Genomic DNA, 20,953 nt, shown 5'->3' on the forward strand with positions numbered 1-20,953 from the left:
TGCGTTGAATAAAGTTTGCTCATCTTAAGCGTGTCGCGGGAGTGAAAAGTGCTCAAAAAATGGATATATGATACAACCATCACGCTGCACGAGAGCGTGGAAAACTGGCCGCAGGCGCTGGAGCTGTGTGCGAAGCCGCTGCTGGATTTGCAGGTGATTGAGCCTGAATACGTCACGGCCATCATCCAGCAGCACCACACGTTAGGACCTTATTATGTGCTGGCACCAGGGCTGGCGATGCCGCATGCGCGGCCGGAGGAAGGCGCCAAAGGACTGGGGTTGTCGTTATTAAAACTAAAACAGGGCGTCTCGTTTGGTGCCGGTGAGTTTGACCCTGTCGACGTCATTATTATGCTCGCGGCACCCGACAAAAATAGCCATATCGAGATGATCTCGTCGCTGGCAGAGTTATTTTCCAGCGATACCGATATGGCCGAACTGCATCAGGTGAATACCCTGGAGGAAATTAAAACGATTATTAACCGCTTCTGATTTAATTCTTTAATCCGGTTTTTCACAACATTACGCGTCAGCGTGATGGGGCGTACTCTACTCAAAATAAGGGGACAACAATGAAAATCATGGCTATTTGCGGTTCTGGCCTGGGCAGTAGTTTTATGGTCGAAATGAATATTAAAAAGGTGCTCAAAAAGCTGGAGATTGAAGCTGAGGTTGAACACTCCGATCTCTCCTCAGCCACGCCGGGCGCGGCCGATCTGTTCGTGATGGCAAAAGACATTGCCGCCAGCGCCAGCGTGCCGGAAAGCCAGCTGGTGGTGATCAACAACATCATCGACATCAACGAACTTGAAGCGCAGCTGCGCGGCTGGTTCGAAAGACAATAATCCTGATAAGGCGAGGTGGATATGTTTATCCTTGAAACGCTGAATTTCGTTGTTGATATTTTAAAAGTCCCTTCGGTGCTGGTGGGTTTAATTGCGTTAATCGGTCTGGTTGCGCAGAAAAAAGCGTTTTCCGACGTGGTGAAAGGGACCATTAAAACCATCCTGGGCTTTATTGTACTGGGCGGCGGCGCCACGGTGCTGGTCGGGTCATTAAATCCCTTAGGCGGTATGTTTGAACATGCCTTTACTATCCAGGGCATTATTCCAAACAATGAAGCGATCGTGTCCATTGCACTGGAAAAATACGGTGCAGCGACCGCGCTGATTATGGCCTTTGGAATGGTGGCGAATATTATCGTCGCCCGCTTTACCCGCCTGAAGTATATCTTCCTGACCGGACACCACACGTTTTATATGGCGTGCATGATTGGGGTGATCCTGACGGTGGCGGGCTTTGAGGGCGTGGGGCTGGTCTTTACCGGGTCGCTGATCCTTGGCCTGATCATGGCTTTCTTCCCGGCGATTGCGCAGCGCTACATGAAGCGCATTACCGGCAACGATGAGATTGCCTTCGGCCACTTTGGCACGCTGGGCTACGTGCTGTCCGGCTGGATTGGCAGCAAGGTCGGCAAAGGATCCCGCTCAACGGAAGAGATGAACCTGCCGAAGAACCTGAGCTTCCTGCGCGACAGCTCGATCTCCATCTCCCTGACCATGATGATTATCTACCTGATCATGGCGGTGAGCGCCGGGCGCGAGTACGTCGAAGCCACCTTCAGCGCCGGCCAGAACTACCTCGTCTACGCCATCATCATGGCGATCACCTTTGCGGCGGGGGTGTTCATCATTCTGCAGGGCGTACGCCTGATTCTGGCGGAAATCGTTCCGGCCTTTACCGGCTTCTCGGAAAAACTGGTGCCGAACGCGCGTCCTGCGCTGGACTGCCCGGTGGTCTACCCCTATGCGCCTAACGCGGTGCTGATTGGCTTCCTGTTCAGCTTCCTCGGCGGGATTGTGGGGTTGTTCATCTGCGGTCAGTTCAGCTGGGTGCTGATCCTCCCGGGCGTGGTGCCGCACTTCTTCACCGGCGCAACGGCGGGCGTGTTCGGTAACGCCACCGGCGGACGTCGTGGTGCAATGATTGGCGCCTTTGCCAACGGCCTGCTGATTACCTTCCTGCCGGTCCTGCTGCTGCCGGTACTCGGCGCCATTGGTTTTGCGAACACCACCTTCTCTGACGCCGACTTCGGCGCGGTCGGGATTGTCCTCGGCAACCTGGCGCGCTTCCTGTCGCCGCTTGCCATCACCGGGCTGGTCGTGGCGCTGTTCGCGCTGCTGGTGGCGTACAACGTCTTCGCGAAAAACAAACCTGCGGGCGGTAACGCGCAGGAAAACACCGGAGCCAAATCATGAATGAGAAAGAGATAACCGAATTCGCGCGTCAGATTCGTCTTGAGACGCTGAAATCCCTGACGCAGCTGGGCTTTGGCCACTACGGGGGTAGCATGTCGGTGGTAGAAACCCTGGCCGTGCTGTACGGCGCGGTGATGAAAATCGACCCGGCGGATCCGGACTGGCCGGAGCGAGACTACTTTGTCCTGTCGAAAGGCCATGCGGGCCCGGCGCTCTACAGTACCCTGGCGATCAAGGGCTACTTCCCGACAGAAGAGCTGAGTACCCTCAACCAGAACGGCACGCGCTTGCCCAGCCACCCGGACCGCCTGAAAACGCGCGGCGTGGATGCCACCACCGGTTCGCTGGGGCAGGGGATTTCCATCGCAGGCGGCATGGCGCTGTCGCACAGGCTGGCCGGGCGACCGAATCGGGTCTTCTGCATCGTCGGCGACGGCGAGCTGAACGAAGGGCAGTGCTGGGAGGCGTTCCAGTTTATTGCCCACCATCGCCTGAACAACCTGACGGTATTTGTCGACTGGAACAAACAGCAGCTCGACGGCGAGCTGGACGAGATCATCAGCGCGTTTGACCTGGAGGGAAAATTCCGCGCCTTTGGCTTTGACGTGGTGACGGTGAAGGGGGACGACATTCCGGGTCTGCTGGCAGTGACATCGCGCATCCCGGCAGCCGATGCGCGTCCGTTAGTCGTCATCCTCGACAGCATTAAAGGCCAGGGGGTGCCGTATCTGGAGCAGCTCAGTAACTCACACCATCTGCGATTGACCGCGGAGAGCAAAGCGGCCCTCAACGAGACGATTCGCCAACTGGAGGCTTCACATGATTAAGGTTGCACCGGCAGGACAGAAAGACGCCGTTGAGATGCGTAAAGTTTACGCTGGCTTCGTGGCAAAACAGATTGAGGCCGGAAGTGACATCATTGCGCTCGAAGCCGACCTGATGAGCTCGATGGCGATGGACGGCGTGGCGCGTGACTATCCTCAGCACGTGATTAACTGCGGCATTATGGAAGCTAACGTCATCGGCACGGCCGCCGGGCTGTCCCTTACCGGACGCAAGCCGTTCGTTCACACCTTCACCGCCTTTGCCAGCCGCCGCTGTTTTGACCAGCTGTTTATGTCCCTGGACTATCAGCGCAACAACGTGAAAGTGATAGCGTCGGATGCGGGTGTGACGGCCTGCCACAACGGCGGAACGCATATGTCGTTTGAGGATATGGGCATCGTACGCGGTCTGGCGCACTCGGTGGTGCTGGAAGTCACTGATGCGGTGATGTTTGAGGACGTGCTGCGCCAGCTTATCGATCTTGACGGCTTCTACTGTGTGCGAACCATCCGTAAGCAGGCGCCGAGCGTGTATGCCCCGGGCTCCACCTTCACCATCGGAAAAGGCAACGTGCTGCGCGAGGGGAGTGATATCACTCTGATTGCCAACGGCATCATGGTGTCGGAAGCGCTGGAAGCCGCGCGCCAGCTTGAGCAGGAGGGTGTCAGCGCGGCGGTCATCGACATGTTTACCCTGAAACCCATCGACCGGATGCTGGTGAAAAACTACGCCGAGAAAACCGGGCGCATCGTGACCTGTGAAAACCACAGCATTCACAACGGGCTGGGGTCGGCGGTGGCGGAAGTGCTGGTGGAAACCTGCCCGGTGCCGATGCGGCGGGTGGGCGTCAAGGAGCGTTACGGCCAGGTGGGGACGCAGGATTTCCTGCAGAAAGAGTATGGCCTGACGGCACATGACATTGTATCGGCGGCGCGCGAGCTGCTGTAAATAAAAAAGGCGACCGGTTAAGTGGTCGCCTTTTTGTTGCCCGGTGGCGCTCGCGCTTACCGGGCCTACGGTCCTGTAGGCCGGATAAGCGAAGCGCCATCCGGCAAGACCTTACAATTACTGCTGCTGCGAAGACTGGATCGCCGTCAGCGCGATGGTGTAAACGATATCGTCTACCAGTGCGCCACGAGACAGGTCGTTCACAGGTTTGCGCATGCCCTGCAGCATTGGCCCGATGGAGATCAGGTCGGCAGAACGCTGTACCGCTTTGTAGGTGGTGTTACCGGTGTTCAGATCCGGGAAGATGAACACGGTAGCGCGACCAGCAACCGGTGAGTTCGGCGCTTTGGATTTCGCAACGTCAGCCATGACCGCGGCGTCGTACTGCAGCGGGCCGTCGATCATCAGATCAGGACGTTTTTCCTGCGCAATACGGGTCGCTTCACGCACTTTCTCTACGTCGCTACCTGCACCTGAGGTGCCGGTGGAGTAGGAGAGCATCGCCACGCGCGGCTCGATACCGAAAGCGGTCGCGGAGTCTGCGGACTGGATAGCGATCTCAGCCAGCTGTTCTGCGGTTGGATCCGGGTTAATCGCACAGTCGCCGTAAACGTAAACCTGTTCAGGCAGCAGCATGAAGAACACGGAAGACACCAGAGAGCTGCCAGGCGCAGTTTTGATCAGCTGCAGCGGTGGACGGATGGTGTTCGCCGTGGTGTGAACCGCACCGGAAACCAGACCGTCAACTTCGTCCTGCTCCAGCATCAGCGTGCCCAGCACCACGTTGTCTTCCAGCTGCTCACGCGCAACGGCTTCGGTCATGCCTTTGCTCTTACGCAGCTCAACCAGACGGGCAACGTAGCTTTCGCGAACCACTTCAGGGTCAACGATTTCGATGCCTGCGCCCAGCTCAACGCCCTGAGAGGCCGCTACGCGGTTGATCTCATCCGGGTTACCCAGCAGCACACAGGTCGCGATGCCGCGCTCTGCACAGATAGCAGCTGCTTTAACGGTACGTGGTTCGTCGCCTTCTGGCAGAACAACGCGTTTGCCCGCTTTACGCGCCAGCTCGGTCAGCTGGTAACGGAATGCTGGAGGAGACAGACGGCGGCTGCGCTCGGAGGTCGCGGTCAGGGATTCGATCCAGTCTGCGTTGATATAGCCTGCAACGTATTCCTGAACTTTCTCGATACGCTCGTGGTCATCAACCGGCACTTCCAGGTTGAAGCTCTGCAGGCTCAGGGAGGTCTGCCAGGTGTTGGTGTTCACCATGAAGACCGGCAGGCCGGTAGCGACCGCGCGTTCGCACAGCTTGCTGACGCGTGGGTCCATCTCGTAGGCACCGGTCAGCAGGATCGCACCGATTTCCACGCCGTTCATTGCGGCCAGACAGGCTGCAACCAGAACGTCAGGACGGTCTGCGGAAGTCACCAGCAGGGAACCTGCGCGGAAGTGTTCCAGCATGTGCGGAATGCTACGCGCACAGAAGGTCACGGACTTCACGCGACGGGTGTTGATGTCGCCTTCGTTAATCACGGTCGCGTTCAGGTGACGCGCCATGTCGATTGCACGGGTGGCAATCAGATCGAAGCTCCATGGCACCGCGCCCAGAACCGGAAGCGGGCTGGATTCCTGCAGCTTAGCCGGGTCAACTTTGATGACTTTCGCTTTGGACGAGTCGTCGAAGATCTCGGACAGGTCAGGGCGAGTACGGCCCTGCTCATCCACTGGCGCGTTCAGCTTGTTGACGATCACGCCGGTGATGTTGGTATTTTTCGCGCCGCCGAAGCTGCTGCGCGTCAGTTCGATACGCTCGTTCAGCTGCTCTGGGGTATCAGTGCCCTGAGACATCACGAAAACGATCTCTGCGTTCAGGGTTTTCGCGATTTCGAAGTTCAGAGACTGGGCAAACTGGTGTTTGCGGGTTGGCACCAGACCTTCAACCAGCACCACTTCCGCGTCTTGCGCGTTAGCATGGTAGTTGGCGATGATCTCTTCCATCAGCACATCTTTCTGGTTGCTGGACAGCAGAGATTCAACGTGGCTCATCTTCAGCGGTTCGGCCGCCGGCAGATTGGAGTTCTTGCGAACGATGGTGGTGGTCTGGTCTGGCGCATCGCCACCGGCACGTGGCTGGGCGATTGGCTTAAAGACGCTCAGACGAACGCCTTTGCGTTCCATAGCACGGATAACGCCAAGGCTGACGCTGGTCAGGCCGACGCTGGTTCCGGTAGGGATCAGCATAATAGTACGGGACACGGTTTATCCTCTTTCGTTACCGCCCAAATGGGGCGGGTTACAAAACAGCACCGCCAGCATTGCTGGCGGTGTGGAATCAGGCAGTCAGGCGGTGCGCGTCTTGCGCGATGACCAGTTCTTCGTTAGTTGGGATAACGAGAGCAGGGCGGGTGCCTTCTTTGTTGATGAAGCCAGACTTGCCGAAGCGGGCAGCCAGGTTACGCTCGTGATCAACCTCGAAGCCCAGAACGCCCAGTTTGCCCAGGGACAGTTCACGAACCATTGCCGCGTTTTCACCGATACCACCGGTGAAGATAACCGCGTCCAGACGGCCTTCCATCAGCGCAGTGTAAGAGCCGATGTATTTCGCCAGACGGTGGCAGTAAACGTCCATTGCACGTTTAGCGTCTTCTTTCTCTGCGTAGTTGTCTTCAACGTAACGGCAGTCGCTGGTGACTTCGGTCAGGCCCAGCAGGCCAGACTCTTTGGTCAGCATTTTGTTGATCTGGTCAACGCTCATGCCCAGGGTGTCGTGCAGGTGGAAGATGATCGCCGGGTCGATGTCACCGGAACGGGTACCCATCACCAGACCTTCCAGCGGGGTCAGACCCATGGACGTATCAACACATTTACCATTGCGGATAGCCGATACAGAACCACCGTTGCCCAGGTGGCAGGTGATGATGTTCAGCTCTTCAACCGGCTTGTTCAGCACTTTTGCCGCTTCCTGAGTCACATAGAAGTGGCTGGTGCCGTGCGCGCCGTAACGACGTACGCCGTGCTCTTTGTACAGGCTGTATGGCAGGGCATAGAGGTAAGACTCTTCCGGCATGGTCTGATGGAACGCGGTATCGAATACGGCCACGTTTTTGTCTTTCAGATTCGGGAAGGATTTCAGCGCTTCAGCGATACCGATCAGGTGAGCCGGGTTGTGCAGAGGTGCGAAAGAGGCAGAGTCTTTGATGCCCTGGATCACAGAGTCGTCGATCACGACGGAGCTGGTGTATTTTTCGCCGCCGTGGACGATACGGTGACCAATCGCAGTCAGCTGAGCAGACAGTTCTGGTTTTTGTGCCAGAATAGTGTTAACGATAAAGTTCAGCGCTTCACTGTGAGCGGCGCCTGCACCTAAAGCCGCTTCTTGTTTGCTGCCGTCCATCTTCCACTTGATACGTGCTTCAGGCAGATGGAAACATTCGGCCAAACCAGAGAGGTATTCGTCACCGTTGAGCGCATCGATGATGGCGAATTTCAGTGAGGAGCTACCGCAGTTCAGAACCAGTACTAACTTACTCGACATGGAAGTACCTATTATTGATACGTGGCTAAAAAAACGTCAGTGAGTCTAACAGCGTAACGCATGATGACTCGGACATTTATGATTAACATCATGCCAAACGAACATTGTGGCATGATGGAAGAAATAACTATGATTTTATGCCATTTTGCACAATTTTCAGCCAATGGCATAATATGCAATAATTTGACGAGCTAATGATTCTCGTCTATGGCCCTATCAGGCTGGCACAGGATACCCGATACGGGGTAGAGATGACAAAATATTTTGAACGTTGTCATAGCTTGTTGTGGTTTTGCACGAAAATTTTAATTTTTATATGTGAAGTTGAGGTACAGCCATGTCGACACCAGAGAACCCGTCCGTAAATTTCTTTAGTCTGTTTCGTCGGGGACAGCATTACGCAAAGACGTGGCCAATGGAAAAGCGCCTTGCGCCGATGTTTATTGAGAATCGCACCATCCGCGCCACGCGCTATGCGATTCGCTTTATGCCGCCTGTCGCTATCTTTACGCTGTGCTGGCAGATTGCGTTGGGTGGGCAGCTTGGACCTGCCGTTGCCACGGCGCTCTTCGCATTAAGCCTGCCGATGCAGGGCCTGTGGTGGCTAGGTAAACGGTCCATCACGCCACTTCCTCCTTCTATTTTACACTGGTTTTATGAAGTGCGCGGTAAGCTGGAAGAGGCCGGTCAGGCGCTCGCCCCGGTGGAAGGCAAGCCGGATTACCAGGCGCTGGCGGACACGTTAAAGCGTGCTTTTAAGCAACTGGATAAAACATTCCTCGATGATTTGTGATTGATCATCGAAACGACGACGAAAAGAGGGCACAGTAACAATCAGTTACCGTGTCTTTTTTTTAAGTGCAATGCGCTACAGGAGTCGAAAGATGGAAATGACCCATGCTCAACGTCTGATTTTGTCCAACCAGTACAAGATGATGACTATGCTTGATCCCGATAACGCTGCGCGCTACAGCCGCCTGCAAACCATCGTCGAACGCGGCTTTGGTCTGCAAATGCGCGAACTGGACCGCGAGTTTGGCGAGCTGAAAGAAGAAACCTGTCGCATCGTGATCGACATTATGGAGATGTATCACGCCCTGCACGTTTCCTGGACGAATCTCAAAGATCAACAGTCCATTGACGAGCGCCGCGTCACCTTCTTAGGCTTTGATGCCGCAACGGAAGCGCGTTATCTGAGCTATGTTCGCTTTATGGTGAATACGGAAGGGCGTTATACCCACTTTGACGCGGGTACCCACGGCTTCAACGCGCAGACCCCGATGTGGGATAAATATCAGCGCATGCTGAGCGCGTGGCATGCCTGCCCGCGTCAGTACCATTTAAGCAGCAACGAAATTCAACAAATCATTAATGCCTGACGGAGGTGCGTGTGCAGTGTAGAGGTTTTCTGTTTGATCTGGACGGTACGCTGGTGGATTCGCTGCCGGTTGTGGAACGTTCCTGGTGCCATTGGGCTGACAGACATGGCATCGATCATCAGGACGTGCTGAATTTTATCCATGGCAAACAGGCCATCACCTCGCTACGGCACTTCCTGGCCGGACGCTCTGAGGACGACATTCAGGCGGAGTTCAAATACCTGGAACACATTGAAGCCACCGATACGGACGGCATCACCGCGTTACCGGGCGCGCGCGAACTGCTTGAGCATCTGAACGAGGCGCAGATCCCGTGGGCTATCGTCACCTCCGGTTCCGTGCCGGTTGCCCACGCCCGACACAAGGCGGCAGGGTTGCCGACGCCGGACGTGTTTATCACGGCGGAGCGCGTGAAGCGGGGTAAACCGGAGCCTGACGCATTTTTACTGGGCGCTGAACTGCTGGGCCTCGATCCTGCAGAGTGCGTGGTGGTGGAAGATGCGGCGGCTGGCGTACTGGCCGGGTTGAACGCAGGGAGCCACGTCATCGCCGTTAACGTTCCGGCCGGTTCTCCCCGACTGGAGGAGGCAGATTTGGTGCTGGATTCCCTGACGGCGCTGTCTGTTTCAAAAGCCTCTGACGGAGTTGTAACCGTCTCGCTAAAAGTGTAATCCCATGATATGGCCCCACATTGCTGGGGCTTTTTTATGGCAAAATTCCTCATCTTCCACTGACAAGGATAGGTTGTGAACGGTGAACTGATTTGGGTCCTGAGCCTGCTTTTAATCGCCATCATTCTTTTTGCCACGGGCAAGGTACGCATGGACGCCGTCGCCCTGTTTGTCATCGTCGCGTTTGTGTTGAGCGGAACGCTGACGCTGCCGGAAGCCTTCTCCGGATTTAGCGATCCCAACGTTATCCTGATTGCTGCCCTGTTTATCATCGGGGATGGGCTGGTGCGCACCGGCGTGGCGACCATCATGGGGTCGTGGCTGGTGAAGGTGGCGGGCAGCAGCGAAACTAAAATGCTGATCTACCTGATGGTGACCGTCGCCGGACTGGGGGCGTTTATGAGCTCCACGGGCGTGGTCGCCATCTTTATCCCGGTGGTGTTGAGTGTTTCCATGCGGATGCAGAGCTCGCCGTCGCGCCTGATGATGCCCCTGAGTTTTGCCGGTTTGATCAGCGGGATGATGACGCTGGTGGCCACGCCGCCGAACCTGGTCGTTAACAGCGAACTGATCCGGGAAGGATTTGAGGGCTTCAGCTTTTTCAGCGTCACCCCGCTTGGGCTGGTCATTCTGGTCATGGGCGTGGTCTACATGCTGCTGACCCGGTTCGCCCTGAAGGGTGAAAAACAGGACAAAAACAAAGAAGGATGGAAGCGACGCACCTTCCGCGATTTGATTAAGGAGTACCGCCTTACCGGGCGCGCACGCCGTCTGGCTATTCGCCCCGGCTCGCCGATGGTGGGACAGCGGCTGGATGACCTGAAGCTGCGTGAGCGCTATGGCGCGAACGTGATCGGCGTAGAGCGCTGGCGGCGGTTTCGTCGGGTGATCGTCAACGTCAACGGGGTGTCGGAATTCCGCGCCCGTGACGTCCTGCTGATTGATATGTCCACCGCGGATGTGGACCTGCGCGAGTTCTGCAGCGAACAGCTGCTGGAGCCGATGGTGTTACGCGGGGAGTATTTCTCCGATCAGGCGCTGGATGTCGGCATGGCCGAGGTGTCGCTGATCCCGGAATCGGAACTACTGGGTAAAACCGTGCGGGAGATGGGGTTCCGTACCCGCTATGGCCTGAACGTCGTGGGGCTGAAGCGCGATGGTGTAGCGATGGAAGGGGCGGTGGTGGATGAGCCGATCCTGCTGGGCGATATTTTTCTCGTCGTCGGTAACTGGAAGCTCATTAGCCAGCTCGGACAAAAAGGGCGTGATTTTGTGGTGCTCAACATGCCTGTTGAGGAGAGCGACGCATCGCCAGCGCACAGCCAGGCGCCACACGCGATTTTTTGTCTGGTGCTGATGGTGGCGCTGATGCTGACCGATGAGATCCCCAATCCGGTCGCCGCAATCATCGCCTGCCTGTTGATGGGCAAATTCCGCTGCATTGACGCCGAAAGCGCCTATAAAGCCATTCACTGGCCGAGCATCATTCTCATTGTCGGGATGATGCCCTTCGCCCTGGCGCTGCAAAAAACCGGCGGGGTAGATCTGATCGTTAAAGGCTTAATGGACGTGGGCGGCGGGTATGGGCCGTACATGATGATGGTCTGCCTGTTTATCATGTGCGCCACCATCGGCCTGTTTATCTCGAACACCGCGACGGCGGTACTGATGGCGCCTATCGCGCTGGCGATGGCGAAGTCCATGGGCGTGTCGCCGTATCCGTTTGCGATGATGGTGGCGATGGCCGCTTCCGCGGCATTTATGACACCGGTCTCTTCACCGGTAAACACGCTGGTGCTGGGACCGGGGAACTATCGATTCAGCGATTTCGTGAAGCTGGGCGTGCCGTTCACCGTGCTGGTGATGGTGGTATGCGTGGTACTGATACCGGTTCTGTTTCCGTTCTGAGCATTTTGCCGGGTGGCAGCTACGCCTTACCCGGCCTACAACCCCGTAGGCCCTGCAAGCGCAGCGCCGCTGGGCGAAAATCAGAGTGGCGAATCCTGGCTGATCTCATCCAGCGATAAATGGAAGCTCGGTACAAACACCTGCATAAAGTAATCCATCTCTTCGCTGCGGCGGGATTCCAGCGTTTTTTCCAGGCGCGTTTTCGCCAGCAGGAATTCGTTATTCCCTGCGGACAATTCTTCGAGACACTTCAGATAGGCACACAGCGCGTCGGCCTGTTTGACCAGCGACTTTTCATCTTCCGTGTACTGATGCTCGTTGATAAGCGGCTCGAAGATATCACGCAGTTCTTCGGGCACCATCTCAATCAGCTTCTGCTGGGCAATTTTTTCAATGGCCTTATATTCCTGCGCAATTTGCGAGTTGAAATATTTCACCGGCGTAGGCAGATCCCCAGTCAGCACTTCTGACGCATCGTGGTACATCGCCAGCAGGGCGATGCGCTCTGGATTGACCTGACCGTTGAATTTGCGGTTTTTAATGGCGGCCAGCGCGTGAGCGACCATCGCAACCTGCAGGCTGTGCTCTGACACATTTTCCGTGCGGACATTGCGCATCAGCGGCCAGCGGTTGATGAGTTTCAGGCGGGAGAGGTGGGCAAAGAAATGACTCTGACTCATAGGTTACCTTTTGTCTTCACTGCGACAGGCGTTCATTGTGCGGGGAGGGGAGGCAAGATGCAAATTTGCGGATTGTGTAGGCCGGGTAAGCGAAGCGCCACCCGGCCGAAAGGCAATGTTACTGATGGTATCCGGAGAGGAAGCGCCCGAAGCGGCTGATGGCCATTTCGAGGTCATCTTCGCGCGGCAGCGTCACGATACGCACGTGATCCGGCCACGGCCAGTTAAACGCCGTCCCCTGAACCAGCAGCACTTTTTCCTGCAGCAGGAAATCGAGCACCATTTTCTGGTCGTCGTGAATATTGAAGCGCTTCGCGTCAATTTTCGGGAACATATAGAGCGCCCCGTTCGGCTTCACGCAGGAGACGCCCGGGATATCGTTGATCAGCTCCCACGCGCGGTTACGCTGTTCGTACAGGCGACCACCGGGCACGATAAACTCGCTAATGCTCTGATAGCCGCCGAGCGCGGTCTGGATCGCGTGCTGTGCCGGAACGTTGGCGCATAAACGCATGGAGGCCAGCATCTCCAGCCCTTCAATATAGCCTTTGGCGTGTTTTTTCGGACCGTTTAACACCATCCAGCCCTGACGGAAACCGGCCACGCGGTAGGTTTTGGACAGGCCGTTAAAGGTGACGGTCAGCAGGTCCGGGGCCAGCGCGGCGATGGAGTGGTGCTGCGCCGCGTCGTACAGGATCTTGTCGTAAATTTCGTCGGCGAAGATGATCAGGTTGTGCTGACGCGCCAGCTCGACGATCTCCATCAGCAGCTCTTTTGAGTAGACCGCGCCCGTCGGGTTGTTCGGGTTAATAATGACGATACCGCGCGTGCGGGGCGTAATTTTTGCGCGAATATCGTCCAGGTCCGGGAACCAGTCAGAGGATTCGTCGCACAGATAGTGCACCGCTTTACCACTGGATAGCGACACGGCAGCCGTCCACAGCGGATAGTCCGGCGCAGGGACCAGCATTTCGTCCCCGCTGTTCAGCAGGGCCTGCATGGCTTGCACAATCAGTTCGGAGACGCCGTTGCCGATATAGATATCTTCAACGGTAACATCGCGCATACCACGTGCCTGGTAGTGCTGCATGATGGCTTTACGTGCGGAGTAAAGTCCTTTTGAATCGCAATAGCCTTGTGCAGTGGGAAGGTTGCGGATCACATCAACCAGAATTTCATCCGGCGCTTCAAAACCAAATGGCGCAGGGTTACCAATGTTGAGTTTCAGAACCTTGTTGCCTTCTTCTTCAAGGCGTTTTGCCTCTTTCAGAACCGGGCCGCGGATGTCATAACAGACGTTATCTAGCTTGCTGGATTTTTCGATAGGGGACATGAACCTTTAACCTTTTCGCTATTATCGCCGCTCCCTGCCGTGGAAGTCAGCACGGAATAATGTACTCCCCCCTCGCTTCGTTTTGAAGGGTGTGCAGTAGAAGATTTTGTGCGGGGTGCAAATTTTTGATGAATCTTTTTCGCTGTGCGTACGCTTTTTCACTGTCTTAAAGTTGTGCGCATAGCGAGAGCTTAGGTTAAATGTGCTATTCATTTACCAAAATACTGTATAATGTGCTGTTAAAAATAAGTGGTGAGCTTGACAGCGGTGGCAGTCACCCTGAGTGACTTTTCGTAAAACCTGAATGCTTGATACCTGTTTCTGTAATAGCATACTGTGGATAAAAGTTACCCATGTGAAATTAATGTTAAGTGCCATTAATGAATGGTCTTAATCTAAATTAAAATTTATTTATTATTAACCTATAAAATGCAACTTTAGTTAATTTTAATAAAATTAGTTTAGAAGCTTAACATTCTTCTTTAATCCTTAATATTGCAATAAGACTTATAAATAAAGTGGATTTGGGTTAAGATGTCTTCCAGGAAAGCAGAGGGCAGATGCACGTTTTTTGTATATCTGACCCTGGTTTTCCGAATTAATTGATTGTTATTGTTAGAGTTATCTCTGGCTGGAATGTGTCGCACATCTCCTGCTACGTTGACAGCGCTGCGATACAGATGGCAGAAAAGGTGTTATACCTTTAATGTAATTTACATAAACCTGCGAACATCTAAATATCCTGAACGTTTAAGAGAATAAAAATATCGTCATGAAACGTGCTTTCTGACTGTTGATATAAAGCAGCACAATAACTATCTGTCAGGCAGTCTGCCGGGCCGGGATGCGAGGGAAAATCTTCAGAGGGAATTGCTTAACTGTACACACACAGCTTCAACCCGGGCAGCTCCGCACGAGCAACCTGAAAGTGAATAGATATGATAAATGCAAATCGTCCGATAATGAATCTCGACCTCGATCTGCTGAGAACGTTTGTTGCGGTCGCCGATCTCAACACTTTTGCAGCAGCTGCTGCCGCCGTTTGCCGAACTCAGTCCGCCGTCAGCCAGCAAATGCAGCGGCTGGAGCAACTGGTTGGTAAAGAGCTTTTTGCCCGTCACGGGCGTAATAAGCTCTTAACGGAACACGGTATTCAGCTTCTGGGTTATGCCAGGAAAATTCTTCGCTTTAATGATGAAGCATGTATGTCATTAATGTTTAGCAACCTTCAGGGCGTGCTAACGTTAGGTGCATCTGATGAGTCGGCGGATACTATATTGCCGTTTCTTCTCAATCGTATTAGTTCGGTTTATCCGAAGCTTGCGCTGGACGTGAGCGTAAAGCGCAATGCTTTTATGGTTGAGATGTTAAATGAGAATAAAGTCGACCTGGTGGTCACCACGCATCGTCCCGGGCAGTTTGACTGCCTGACGCTGCGTACATCGCCTACGCACTGGTATTGCGCGGCCGAATACGTGCTGCAAAAAGGGGAGCCGGTGCCGCTGGTGTTGCTGGATGACCCGAGCCCGTTCCGCGATATGGTGCTGACGGCGCTGAATGAGGCTAATATTCCGTGGCGTCTGGCGTATGTGGCGTCCACGCTGCCAGCGGTGCGTGCCGCCGTGAAAGCCGGTCTGGGTGTCACCGCCCGTCCGGTAGAAATGATGAGCCCCGATCTGCGCGTTCTGGGCAAATCCGATGGCCTTCCTGCACTGCCGGATACGGAGTATCTGCTCTGCCACAATTCGTCCAGTCATAACGAACTGGCGAAGGTGGTGTTCGAGGCGATGGAAAACTACCATAACCCATGGCAGTTCGAGCGCGTTACCTCCGAAGGGGGGGATGACTCCCTGATCGTTGAAGGGGATTTTGAGTGATCGCCCGCTCAGAATTCTGGTAACAAAATGTAAGTGTAAAAAAAAGCCACTCGTGTGATTTTCACATGCAGTGGCTTTTTTTTAGCAAAAATACCCGCTTATGACGCATGGGTTTTCAGGATATTCTATATTTATCAATGAACTAAATGGTTTTGTCTAAAACTTGTCCGTTTTCCGTTCTAACTTCATCCACATCCCTCCTATGTTAAAAAAACAGGAAATATGTTGCCGTTTTCCAGGTTGAATTAACAAAAGCGTGTCGCAGATCAAGAAAATACTCCTATTTGGGGGGAGGAATCGTTGGCAAATCCTGTCAAAATAGGAGGGTTATTTTTTTTACTTCCGAAACGGACACGATTCAACAACATACATTTGACGGAAAGTCATGAACCCACCAGGGTTAAAGGGCACCAAATGTTAATGAGAATCGCTCGATGTAATTTAATGTGAAGAAACCTTTGTTAAAGTTGACAATAGGTTATAGAAAGGAGTAAAAAACCCCATCATTTTGCTGTCTACGTCTCATTTCTGACAGTTAGTGTAAGGTTATTTGTTCCTCCCCATGAATCGATGTGATGCCCATCTGCCAGCAAGAGCAGTGTCGTTGGTATCACTTTTGATGAGTAAGCAATGAGTATGTCAACATCCACAGAAGTCATCGCTCATCACTGGGCATTCGCAATCTTTCTTATTGTAGCCATTGGCCTGTGCTGCCTGATGTTAGTCGGCGGCTGGTTCCTGGGCGGTCGCGCCCGTGCAAGGCACAAAAACACACCTTTCGAATCAGGTATTGATTCAGTAGGTACCGCTCGCTTACGCCTGTCTGCCAAGTTTTACCTGGTAGCCATGTTCTTCGTCATCTTCGACGTGGAAGCGCTTTACCTTTTCGCATGGTCGACCTCCATTCGCGAAAGTGGTTGGGTGGGCTTTGTCGAGGCCGCAATTTTCATTTTAGTGCTACTGGCCGGTCTGGTTTATCTGGTGCGTATTGGCGCGCTTGACTGGACGCCTGCGCGTTCACGTCGTGAACACATCAACCCGGAAAACAGTATCTCTAATCGTCAGCAGTAACAGCGAGGCAATAAGATGGATTATACGCTCACCCGCATAGATCCTAACGGTGAGAATGACCGTTACCCCCTGCAAAAACAGGAGATCGTAACCGACCCCCTGGAGCAAGAAGTCAATAAAAGCGTGTACATGGGCAAACTCGAACATGCCATGCACGATATGGTCAACTGGGGTCGTAAGAACTCCATCTGGCCTTACAACTTTGGCCTTTCTTGCTGCTACGTTGAAATGGTGACGTCATTCACTGCGGTGCATGACGTTGCGCGTTTTGGGGCAGAGGTACTGCGTGCTTCCCCACGTCAGGCTGACCTGATGGTGGTAGCCGGTACCTGCTTTACCAAGATGGCACCTGTTATTCAGCGTCTTTATGACCAGATGCTGGAGCCAAAATGGGTTATCTCCATGGGCGCATGTGCTAACTCTGGCGGTATGTACGACATCTATTCCGTCGTACAGGGCGTAGATAAATTTATCCCAGTGGATGTGTACATCCCGGGTTGTCCGCCTCGTCCGGAAGCCTACATGCAGGCGCTGATGCTGCTGCAGGAGTCCATCGGTAAAGAACGTCGCCCACTGTCGTGGGTCGTTGGCGATCAGGGTGTGTATCGCGCGAACATGCAGTCTGAGCGCGAGCGTAAACGTGGTGAACGTATTGCCGTCACCAATCTGCGTACGCCTGACGAAATTTAATTTGCGCCTGTAGGCCTGGAGAACACCTTCGCATATCACTACTCAAATAGCGCGAAGCCAGGCTCAACAGTCACCACGGACCATTTGCAATGGTGAACAATATGACCGACTTAACCGCGCAAGAAGCCGCCTGGCAGACCCGGGATCATCTGGATGACCCAGTCATTGGCGAACTGCGCAACCGTTTTGGGCCGGATGCCTTTACTGTTCAGGCTACCCGCACCGGGGTACCCGTTGTTTGGGTGAAGCGTGAACAATTGCTGGAAGTTGTCGATTTCCTCAAGAAATTGCCAAAACCGTACGTCATGCTGTTTGACTTACACGGCATGGATGAACGTCTCAGAACGCACCGCCAGGGTCTCCCTGCTGCGGATTTTTCCGTTTTCTACCACCTGATCTCAATAGACCGTAATACGGATATCATGCTCAAGGTGGCATTGTCTGAAAACGACATGCATCTGCCGACGATCACCAAACTTTTCCCGAACGCCAACTGGTACGAGCGTGAAACCTGGGAAATGTTTGGCATGACCTTTGACGGCCACCCGCACCTGACGCGCATCATGATGCCGCAGACCTGGACCGGCCACCCGCTGCGTAAAGACTACCCGGCACGTGCCACCGAATTCGATCCGTTTGAGCTGACCAAAGCCAAGCAGGATCTGGAGATGGAAGCGCTGACCTTCAAACCGGAAGACTGGGGCATGAAGCGCGGTACCGACAACGAGGACTTCATGTTCCTCAACCTCGGCCCAAACCACCCGTCTGCGCACGGTGCATTCCGTATTATTCTTCAGCTCGACGGTGAAGAGATTGTCGACTGCGTGCCTGACATCGGTTACCACCACCGTGGTGCTGAGAAGATGGGCGAGCGTCAGTCCTGGCACAGCTACATTCCGTATACCGACCGTATCGAGTACCTCGGCGGCTGCGTCAACGAAATGCCATACGTGCTGGCCGTTGAGAAACTGGCGGGTATTGTTACGCCGGATCGCGTTAACGTGATTCGCGTCATGCTGTCAGAACTGTTCCGTATCAACAGCCACCTGCTGTACATCTCCACGTTCATTCAGGACGTCGGCGCGATGACCCCGGTCTTCTTCGCCTTTACCGACCGTCAGAAAATCTACGATCTGGTAGAAGCCATTACCGGTTTCCGTATGCACCCAGCCTGGTTCCGTATCGGCGGTGTGGCACACGATCTGCCGCGCGGCTGGGACCGTCTGCTGCGTGAATTCCTCGACTGGATGCCGAAACGTCTGGCGTCTTACGAGAAAGCCGCGCTGCGCAACACCATCCTGAAAGGCCGTTCCCAGGGCGTTGCTGCCTACGGCGCGAAAGAAGCGCTGGAGTGGGGGACGACAGGGGCAGGTCTGCGCGCAACCGGTATTGATTTCGACGTGCGTAAAGCCCGTCCTTACTCTGGCTACGAGAACTTCGACTTTGAAGTCCCGGTGGGCGGCGGCGTGTCCGACTGCTACACCCGCGTGATGCTGAAAGTGGAAGAGCTGCGCCAGAGTCTGCGCATCCTTGAGCAGTGCCTCAACAACATGCCGGAAGGCCCGTTCAAGGCGGATCACCCGCTGACGACGCCGCCACCGAAAGAGCGCACGCTGCAACATATCGAAACCCTGATCACCCACTTCCTGCAGGTTTCCTGGGGTCCGGTCATGCCGGCGCAAGAATCCTTCCAGATGATTGAAGCGACCAAGGGTATTAACAGTTACTACCTGACCAGTGACGGCAGCACCATGAGCTACCGTACCCGCGTGCGTACGCCGAGCTTTGCGCACCTGCAGCAGATCCCGTCCGCCATCCGCGGCAGTCTGGTCTCCGACCTGATTGTGTATCTGGGTAGTATCGATTTTGTTATGTCAGATGTGGACCGCTAATTATGCACGAGAATCAACAACCACAAACCGAGGCTTTTGAGCTGAGTGAAGCAGAACGTGCCGCCATTGAGCACGAGATGCACCACTACGAAGACCCGCGTGCGGCGTCCATTGAAGCGCTGAAAATCGTACAGAAACAGCGTGGTTGGGTGCCGGATGGGGCGATCTATGCGATCGCGAAAGTGCTGGGTATTCCGGCAAGTGACGTAGAAGGCGTAGCCACGTTCTACAGCCAGATCTTCCGTCAGCCGGTAGGCCGCCATGTGATCCGCTACTGTGACAGCGTGGTCTGCCACATCACCGGTTATCAGGGCATTCAGGCTGCGATTGAGAAGAAGCTCAATATCAAGCCGGGCCAGACCACGTTCGATGGTCGCTTTACTCTGCTGCCAACCTGCTGCCTGGGTAACTGCGACAAGGGGCCGACCATGATGATTGATGAGGACACTCACAGTCATCTGACGCCGGAAGCGATTCCTGACCTGCTGGAGCAGTACAAATGAAAACTGTAATTCGTACTGCTGAGACGCATCCGCTGACCTGGCGTCTGCGTGATGACAAACAGCCGGTATGGCTCGACGAATATCAGAGCAAAAACGGCTATGCCGGTGCGCGTAAAGCCCTTGGCGGCATGGCGCCGGACGACATCGTTAACGCGGTAAAAGAGTCTGGCCTGAAAGGCCGCGGCGGCGCGGGCTTCTCCACCGGTCTGAAGTGGAGCCTGATGCCAAAAGACGAATCCATGAACATCCGTTACCTGTTGTGTAACGCCGATGAAATGGAGCCGGGCACCTATAAAGACCGCCTGCTGATGGAGCAGCTGCCGCACCTGCTGGTGGAAGGCATGCTGATCTCCGCGTTTGCGCTGAAAGCGTACCGTGGCTACATCTTCCTGCGCGGTGAGTACATCGAAGCAGCGGAAAACCTGCGTCGCGCGATTGCCGAAGCCACCGAAGCGGGCCTGCTGGGCAAAAACATCCTGGGTACCGGGTTTGACTTCGAACTGTTCGTGCACACCGGTGCCGGGCGTTACATCTGCGGTGAAGAGACCGCGCTGATTAACTCCCTGGAAGGCCGCCGCGCGAACCCGCGTTCCAAGCCACCGTTCCCGGCCAGCTCCGGCGTGTGGGGGAAACCGACCTGCGTAAACAACGTCGAAACCCTGTGTAACGTTCCGGCTATCCTCGCGAACGGCGTGGAGTGGTATCAGGGCATCTCCTCAAGCAAAGATGCCGGTACCAAGCTGATGGGCTTCTCCGGTCGCGTGAAAAATCCTGGCGTCTGGGAACTGCCGTTCGGTACTACCGCGCGCGAAATTCTTGAAGACTACGCCGGCGGCATGCGCGATGGCCTGAAATTCAAAGCCTGGCAGCCGGGTGGGGCAGGGACAGACTTCCTGACCGAAGCCCACCTTGACCTGCCGATGGAATTCGAAAGCATTGGTAAAGCAGGCAGCCGTCTGGGTACGGCGCTGGCGATGGCCGTCGACCACGAGATCGGCATGGTGTCGCTGGTGCGTAACCTGGAAGAGTTCTTCGCCCGTGAGTCCTGCGGCTGGTGTACACCGTGCCGTGATGGTCTGCCGTGGAGCGTGAAGATCCTGCGTGCAATCGAACGTGGCGAAGGCCAGCCTGGCGATATCGAAACACTTGAGCAACTGTGTCGATTCTTAGGCCCGGGTAAAACCTTCTGTGCCCACGCACCGGGTGCCGTCGAACCTCTGCAGAGCGCGATCAAATATTTCCGCGACGAGTTCGAAGCAGGCATCAAGCAGCCGTTCAGCAATACCCATGCGATCAATGGGATTCAGCCGAACCTGCTTAAAGCGCGCTGGTAACGACAAGAATTTTGATTAACGCTCGGTTTCGACCGAGCCAACTGGA

General features: G+C 54.9%; 19 protein-coding genes. 15 read left to right on the top strand and 4 right to left on the bottom strand.

Features of this window, described 5'->3' with window-relative positions; genetic code table 11:
- Positions 1–48 precede the first annotated feature (48 nt).
- The 5 genes from ACMWJS_RS10640 (at position 49) to ACMWJS_RS10660 (ending at position 4,031) form a co-directional block, all read left to right on the top strand.
- The gene (locus ACMWJS_RS10640; protein WP_063622171.1) at positions 49–492 is read left to right on the top strand and encodes a PTS sugar transporter subunit IIA; all 444 of its coding nucleotides are present in this window, start codon (positions 49–51) and stop codon (positions 490–492) included.
- 80 nt (positions 493–572) lie between these two features.
- The gene (locus ACMWJS_RS10645; RefSeq protein WP_024908960.1) at positions 573–845 is read left to right on the top strand and encodes a PTS sugar transporter subunit IIB; all 273 of its coding nucleotides are present in this window, start codon (positions 573–575) and stop codon (positions 843–845) included.
- Positions 846–866: 21 nt separating this feature from the next.
- Complete coding sequence (locus tag ACMWJS_RS10650; protein WP_023617386.1) at positions 867–2,258, top strand: PTS ascorbate transporter subunit IIC; 1,392 nt, start codon at positions 867–869, stop codon at positions 2,256–2,258.
- On the top strand, positions 2,255–3,085 hold the full coding sequence (locus tag ACMWJS_RS10655; protein WP_414747040.1) for a transketolase: 831 nt from the start codon (positions 2,255–2,257) through the stop codon (positions 3,083–3,085). Before ACMWJS_RS10650 ends, ACMWJS_RS10655 begins: the two co-directional genes overlap by 4 nt.
- The gene (locus ACMWJS_RS10660) at positions 3,078–4,031 is read left to right on the top strand and encodes a transketolase family protein (RefSeq protein WP_414747041.1); all 954 of its coding nucleotides are present in this window, start codon (positions 3,078–3,080) and stop codon (positions 4,029–4,031) included. The genes ACMWJS_RS10655 and ACMWJS_RS10660 overlap by 8 nt, the downstream gene beginning before the upstream one ends.
- A gap of 117 nt (positions 4,032–4,148) precedes the next feature.
- Here the strand turns inward: ACMWJS_RS10660 and pta are convergent, their stop codons facing one another.
- On the bottom strand, positions 4,149–6,290 hold the full coding sequence (gene pta / locus ACMWJS_RS10665; protein ID WP_414747042.1) for a phosphate acetyltransferase: 2,142 nt from the start codon (positions 6,288–6,290) through the stop codon (positions 4,149–4,151).
- Positions 6,291–6,366: 76 nt separating this feature from the next.
- Positions 6,367–7,569, bottom strand: coding sequence for an acetate kinase (ackA, locus tag ACMWJS_RS10670; protein WP_045334289.1), 1,203 nt, complete (start codon positions 7,567–7,569; stop codon positions 6,367–6,369).
- 337 nt (positions 7,570–7,906) lie between these two features.
- Between ackA and yfbV the strand changes: the two genes are divergently transcribed.
- From yfbV to ACMWJS_RS10690, 4 genes are all read left to right on the top strand, one after another.
- Complete coding sequence (gene yfbV / locus ACMWJS_RS10675) at positions 7,907–8,362, top strand: terminus macrodomain insulation protein YfbV (RefSeq protein ID WP_008502875.1); 456 nt, start codon at positions 7,907–7,909, stop codon at positions 8,360–8,362.
- A 91-nt stretch (positions 8,363–8,453) separates the two neighbouring features.
- The gene (locus ACMWJS_RS10680; RefSeq protein WP_008502874.1) at positions 8,454–8,948 is read left to right on the top strand and encodes a YfbU family protein; all 495 of its coding nucleotides are present in this window, start codon (positions 8,454–8,456) and stop codon (positions 8,946–8,948) included.
- Between the two features lie 11 nt (positions 8,949–8,959).
- Positions 8,960–9,619 (top strand): sugar phosphatase, encoded by a 660-nt coding sequence (locus ACMWJS_RS10685; protein ID WP_045908726.1) that lies wholly within the window; start codon positions 8,960–8,962, stop codon positions 9,617–9,619.
- Positions 9,620–9,694: 75 nt separating this feature from the next.
- Positions 9,695–11,527 carry an SLC13 family permease gene (locus ACMWJS_RS10690; protein WP_023344589.1) on the top strand — a complete coding sequence of 611 codons (1,833 nt, stop codon included), beginning with the start codon at positions 9,695–9,697 and terminating at the stop codon, positions 11,525–11,527.
- An 80-nt stretch (positions 11,528–11,607) separates the two neighbouring features.
- Here ACMWJS_RS10690 and yfbR read toward each other — a convergent pair whose 3' ends face one another.
- Complete coding sequence (gene yfbR, locus ACMWJS_RS10695; RefSeq protein ID WP_008503531.1) at positions 11,608–12,207, bottom strand: 5'-deoxynucleotidase; 600 nt, start codon at positions 12,205–12,207, stop codon at positions 11,608–11,610.
- Between the two features lie 118 nt (positions 12,208–12,325).
- Positions 12,326–13,540, bottom strand: a complete 1,215-nt coding sequence (alaA, locus tag ACMWJS_RS10700; RefSeq protein WP_008500204.1) for an alanine transaminase AlaA — start codon at positions 13,538–13,540, stop codon at positions 12,326–12,328.
- 938 nt (positions 13,541–14,478) lie between these two features.
- Here alaA and lrhA point away from each other — a divergent pair.
- The 6 genes from lrhA to nuoF all read left to right on the top strand — a co-directional run bounded on the left by lrhA (position 14,479) and on the right by nuoF (position 20,907).
- Entirely contained in the window at positions 14,479–15,417 is a 939-nt protein-coding gene (gene lrhA / locus ACMWJS_RS10705; RefSeq protein WP_021241557.1) for a transcriptional regulator LrhA, read from the top strand.
- A gap of 630 nt (positions 15,418–16,047) precedes the next feature.
- Positions 16,048–16,488: an NADH-quinone oxidoreductase subunit NuoA gene (nuoA, locus tag ACMWJS_RS10710; RefSeq protein WP_006176516.1), complete on the top strand. Its 441-nt coding sequence runs from the start codon at positions 16,048–16,050 to the stop codon at positions 16,486–16,488.
- A 15-nt stretch (positions 16,489–16,503) separates the two neighbouring features.
- Positions 16,504–17,178 (top strand): NADH-quinone oxidoreductase subunit NuoB, encoded by a 675-nt coding sequence (nuoB, locus tag ACMWJS_RS10715; protein ID WP_003861482.1) that lies wholly within the window; start codon positions 16,504–16,506, stop codon positions 17,176–17,178.
- Positions 17,179–17,267: 89 nt separating this feature from the next.
- Complete coding sequence (nuoC, locus tag ACMWJS_RS10720; protein ID WP_023312537.1) at positions 17,268–19,070, top strand: NADH-quinone oxidoreductase subunit C/D; 1,803 nt, start codon at positions 17,268–17,270, stop codon at positions 19,068–19,070.
- A gap of 2 nt (positions 19,071–19,072) precedes the next feature.
- Entirely contained in the window at positions 19,073–19,573 is a 501-nt protein-coding gene (nuoE, locus tag ACMWJS_RS10725) for an NADH-quinone oxidoreductase subunit NuoE (RefSeq protein ID WP_008500208.1), read from the top strand.
- A complete protein-coding gene (nuoF, locus tag ACMWJS_RS10730) occupies positions 19,570–20,907 on the top strand; it encodes an NADH-quinone oxidoreductase subunit NuoF (protein WP_008500209.1) in 1,338 nt (445 codons plus the stop codon). Before nuoE ends, nuoF begins: the two co-directional genes overlap by 4 nt.
- The last annotated feature ends 46 nt before the right edge of the window (positions 20,908–20,953 follow it).

This window comes from Enterobacter sp. HK-058-C-ECC, from assembly GCF_047531125.1.
Taxonomy (GTDB): Bacteria; Pseudomonadota; Gammaproteobacteria; order Enterobacterales; family Enterobacteriaceae; genus Enterobacter; species Enterobacter quasiroggenkampii.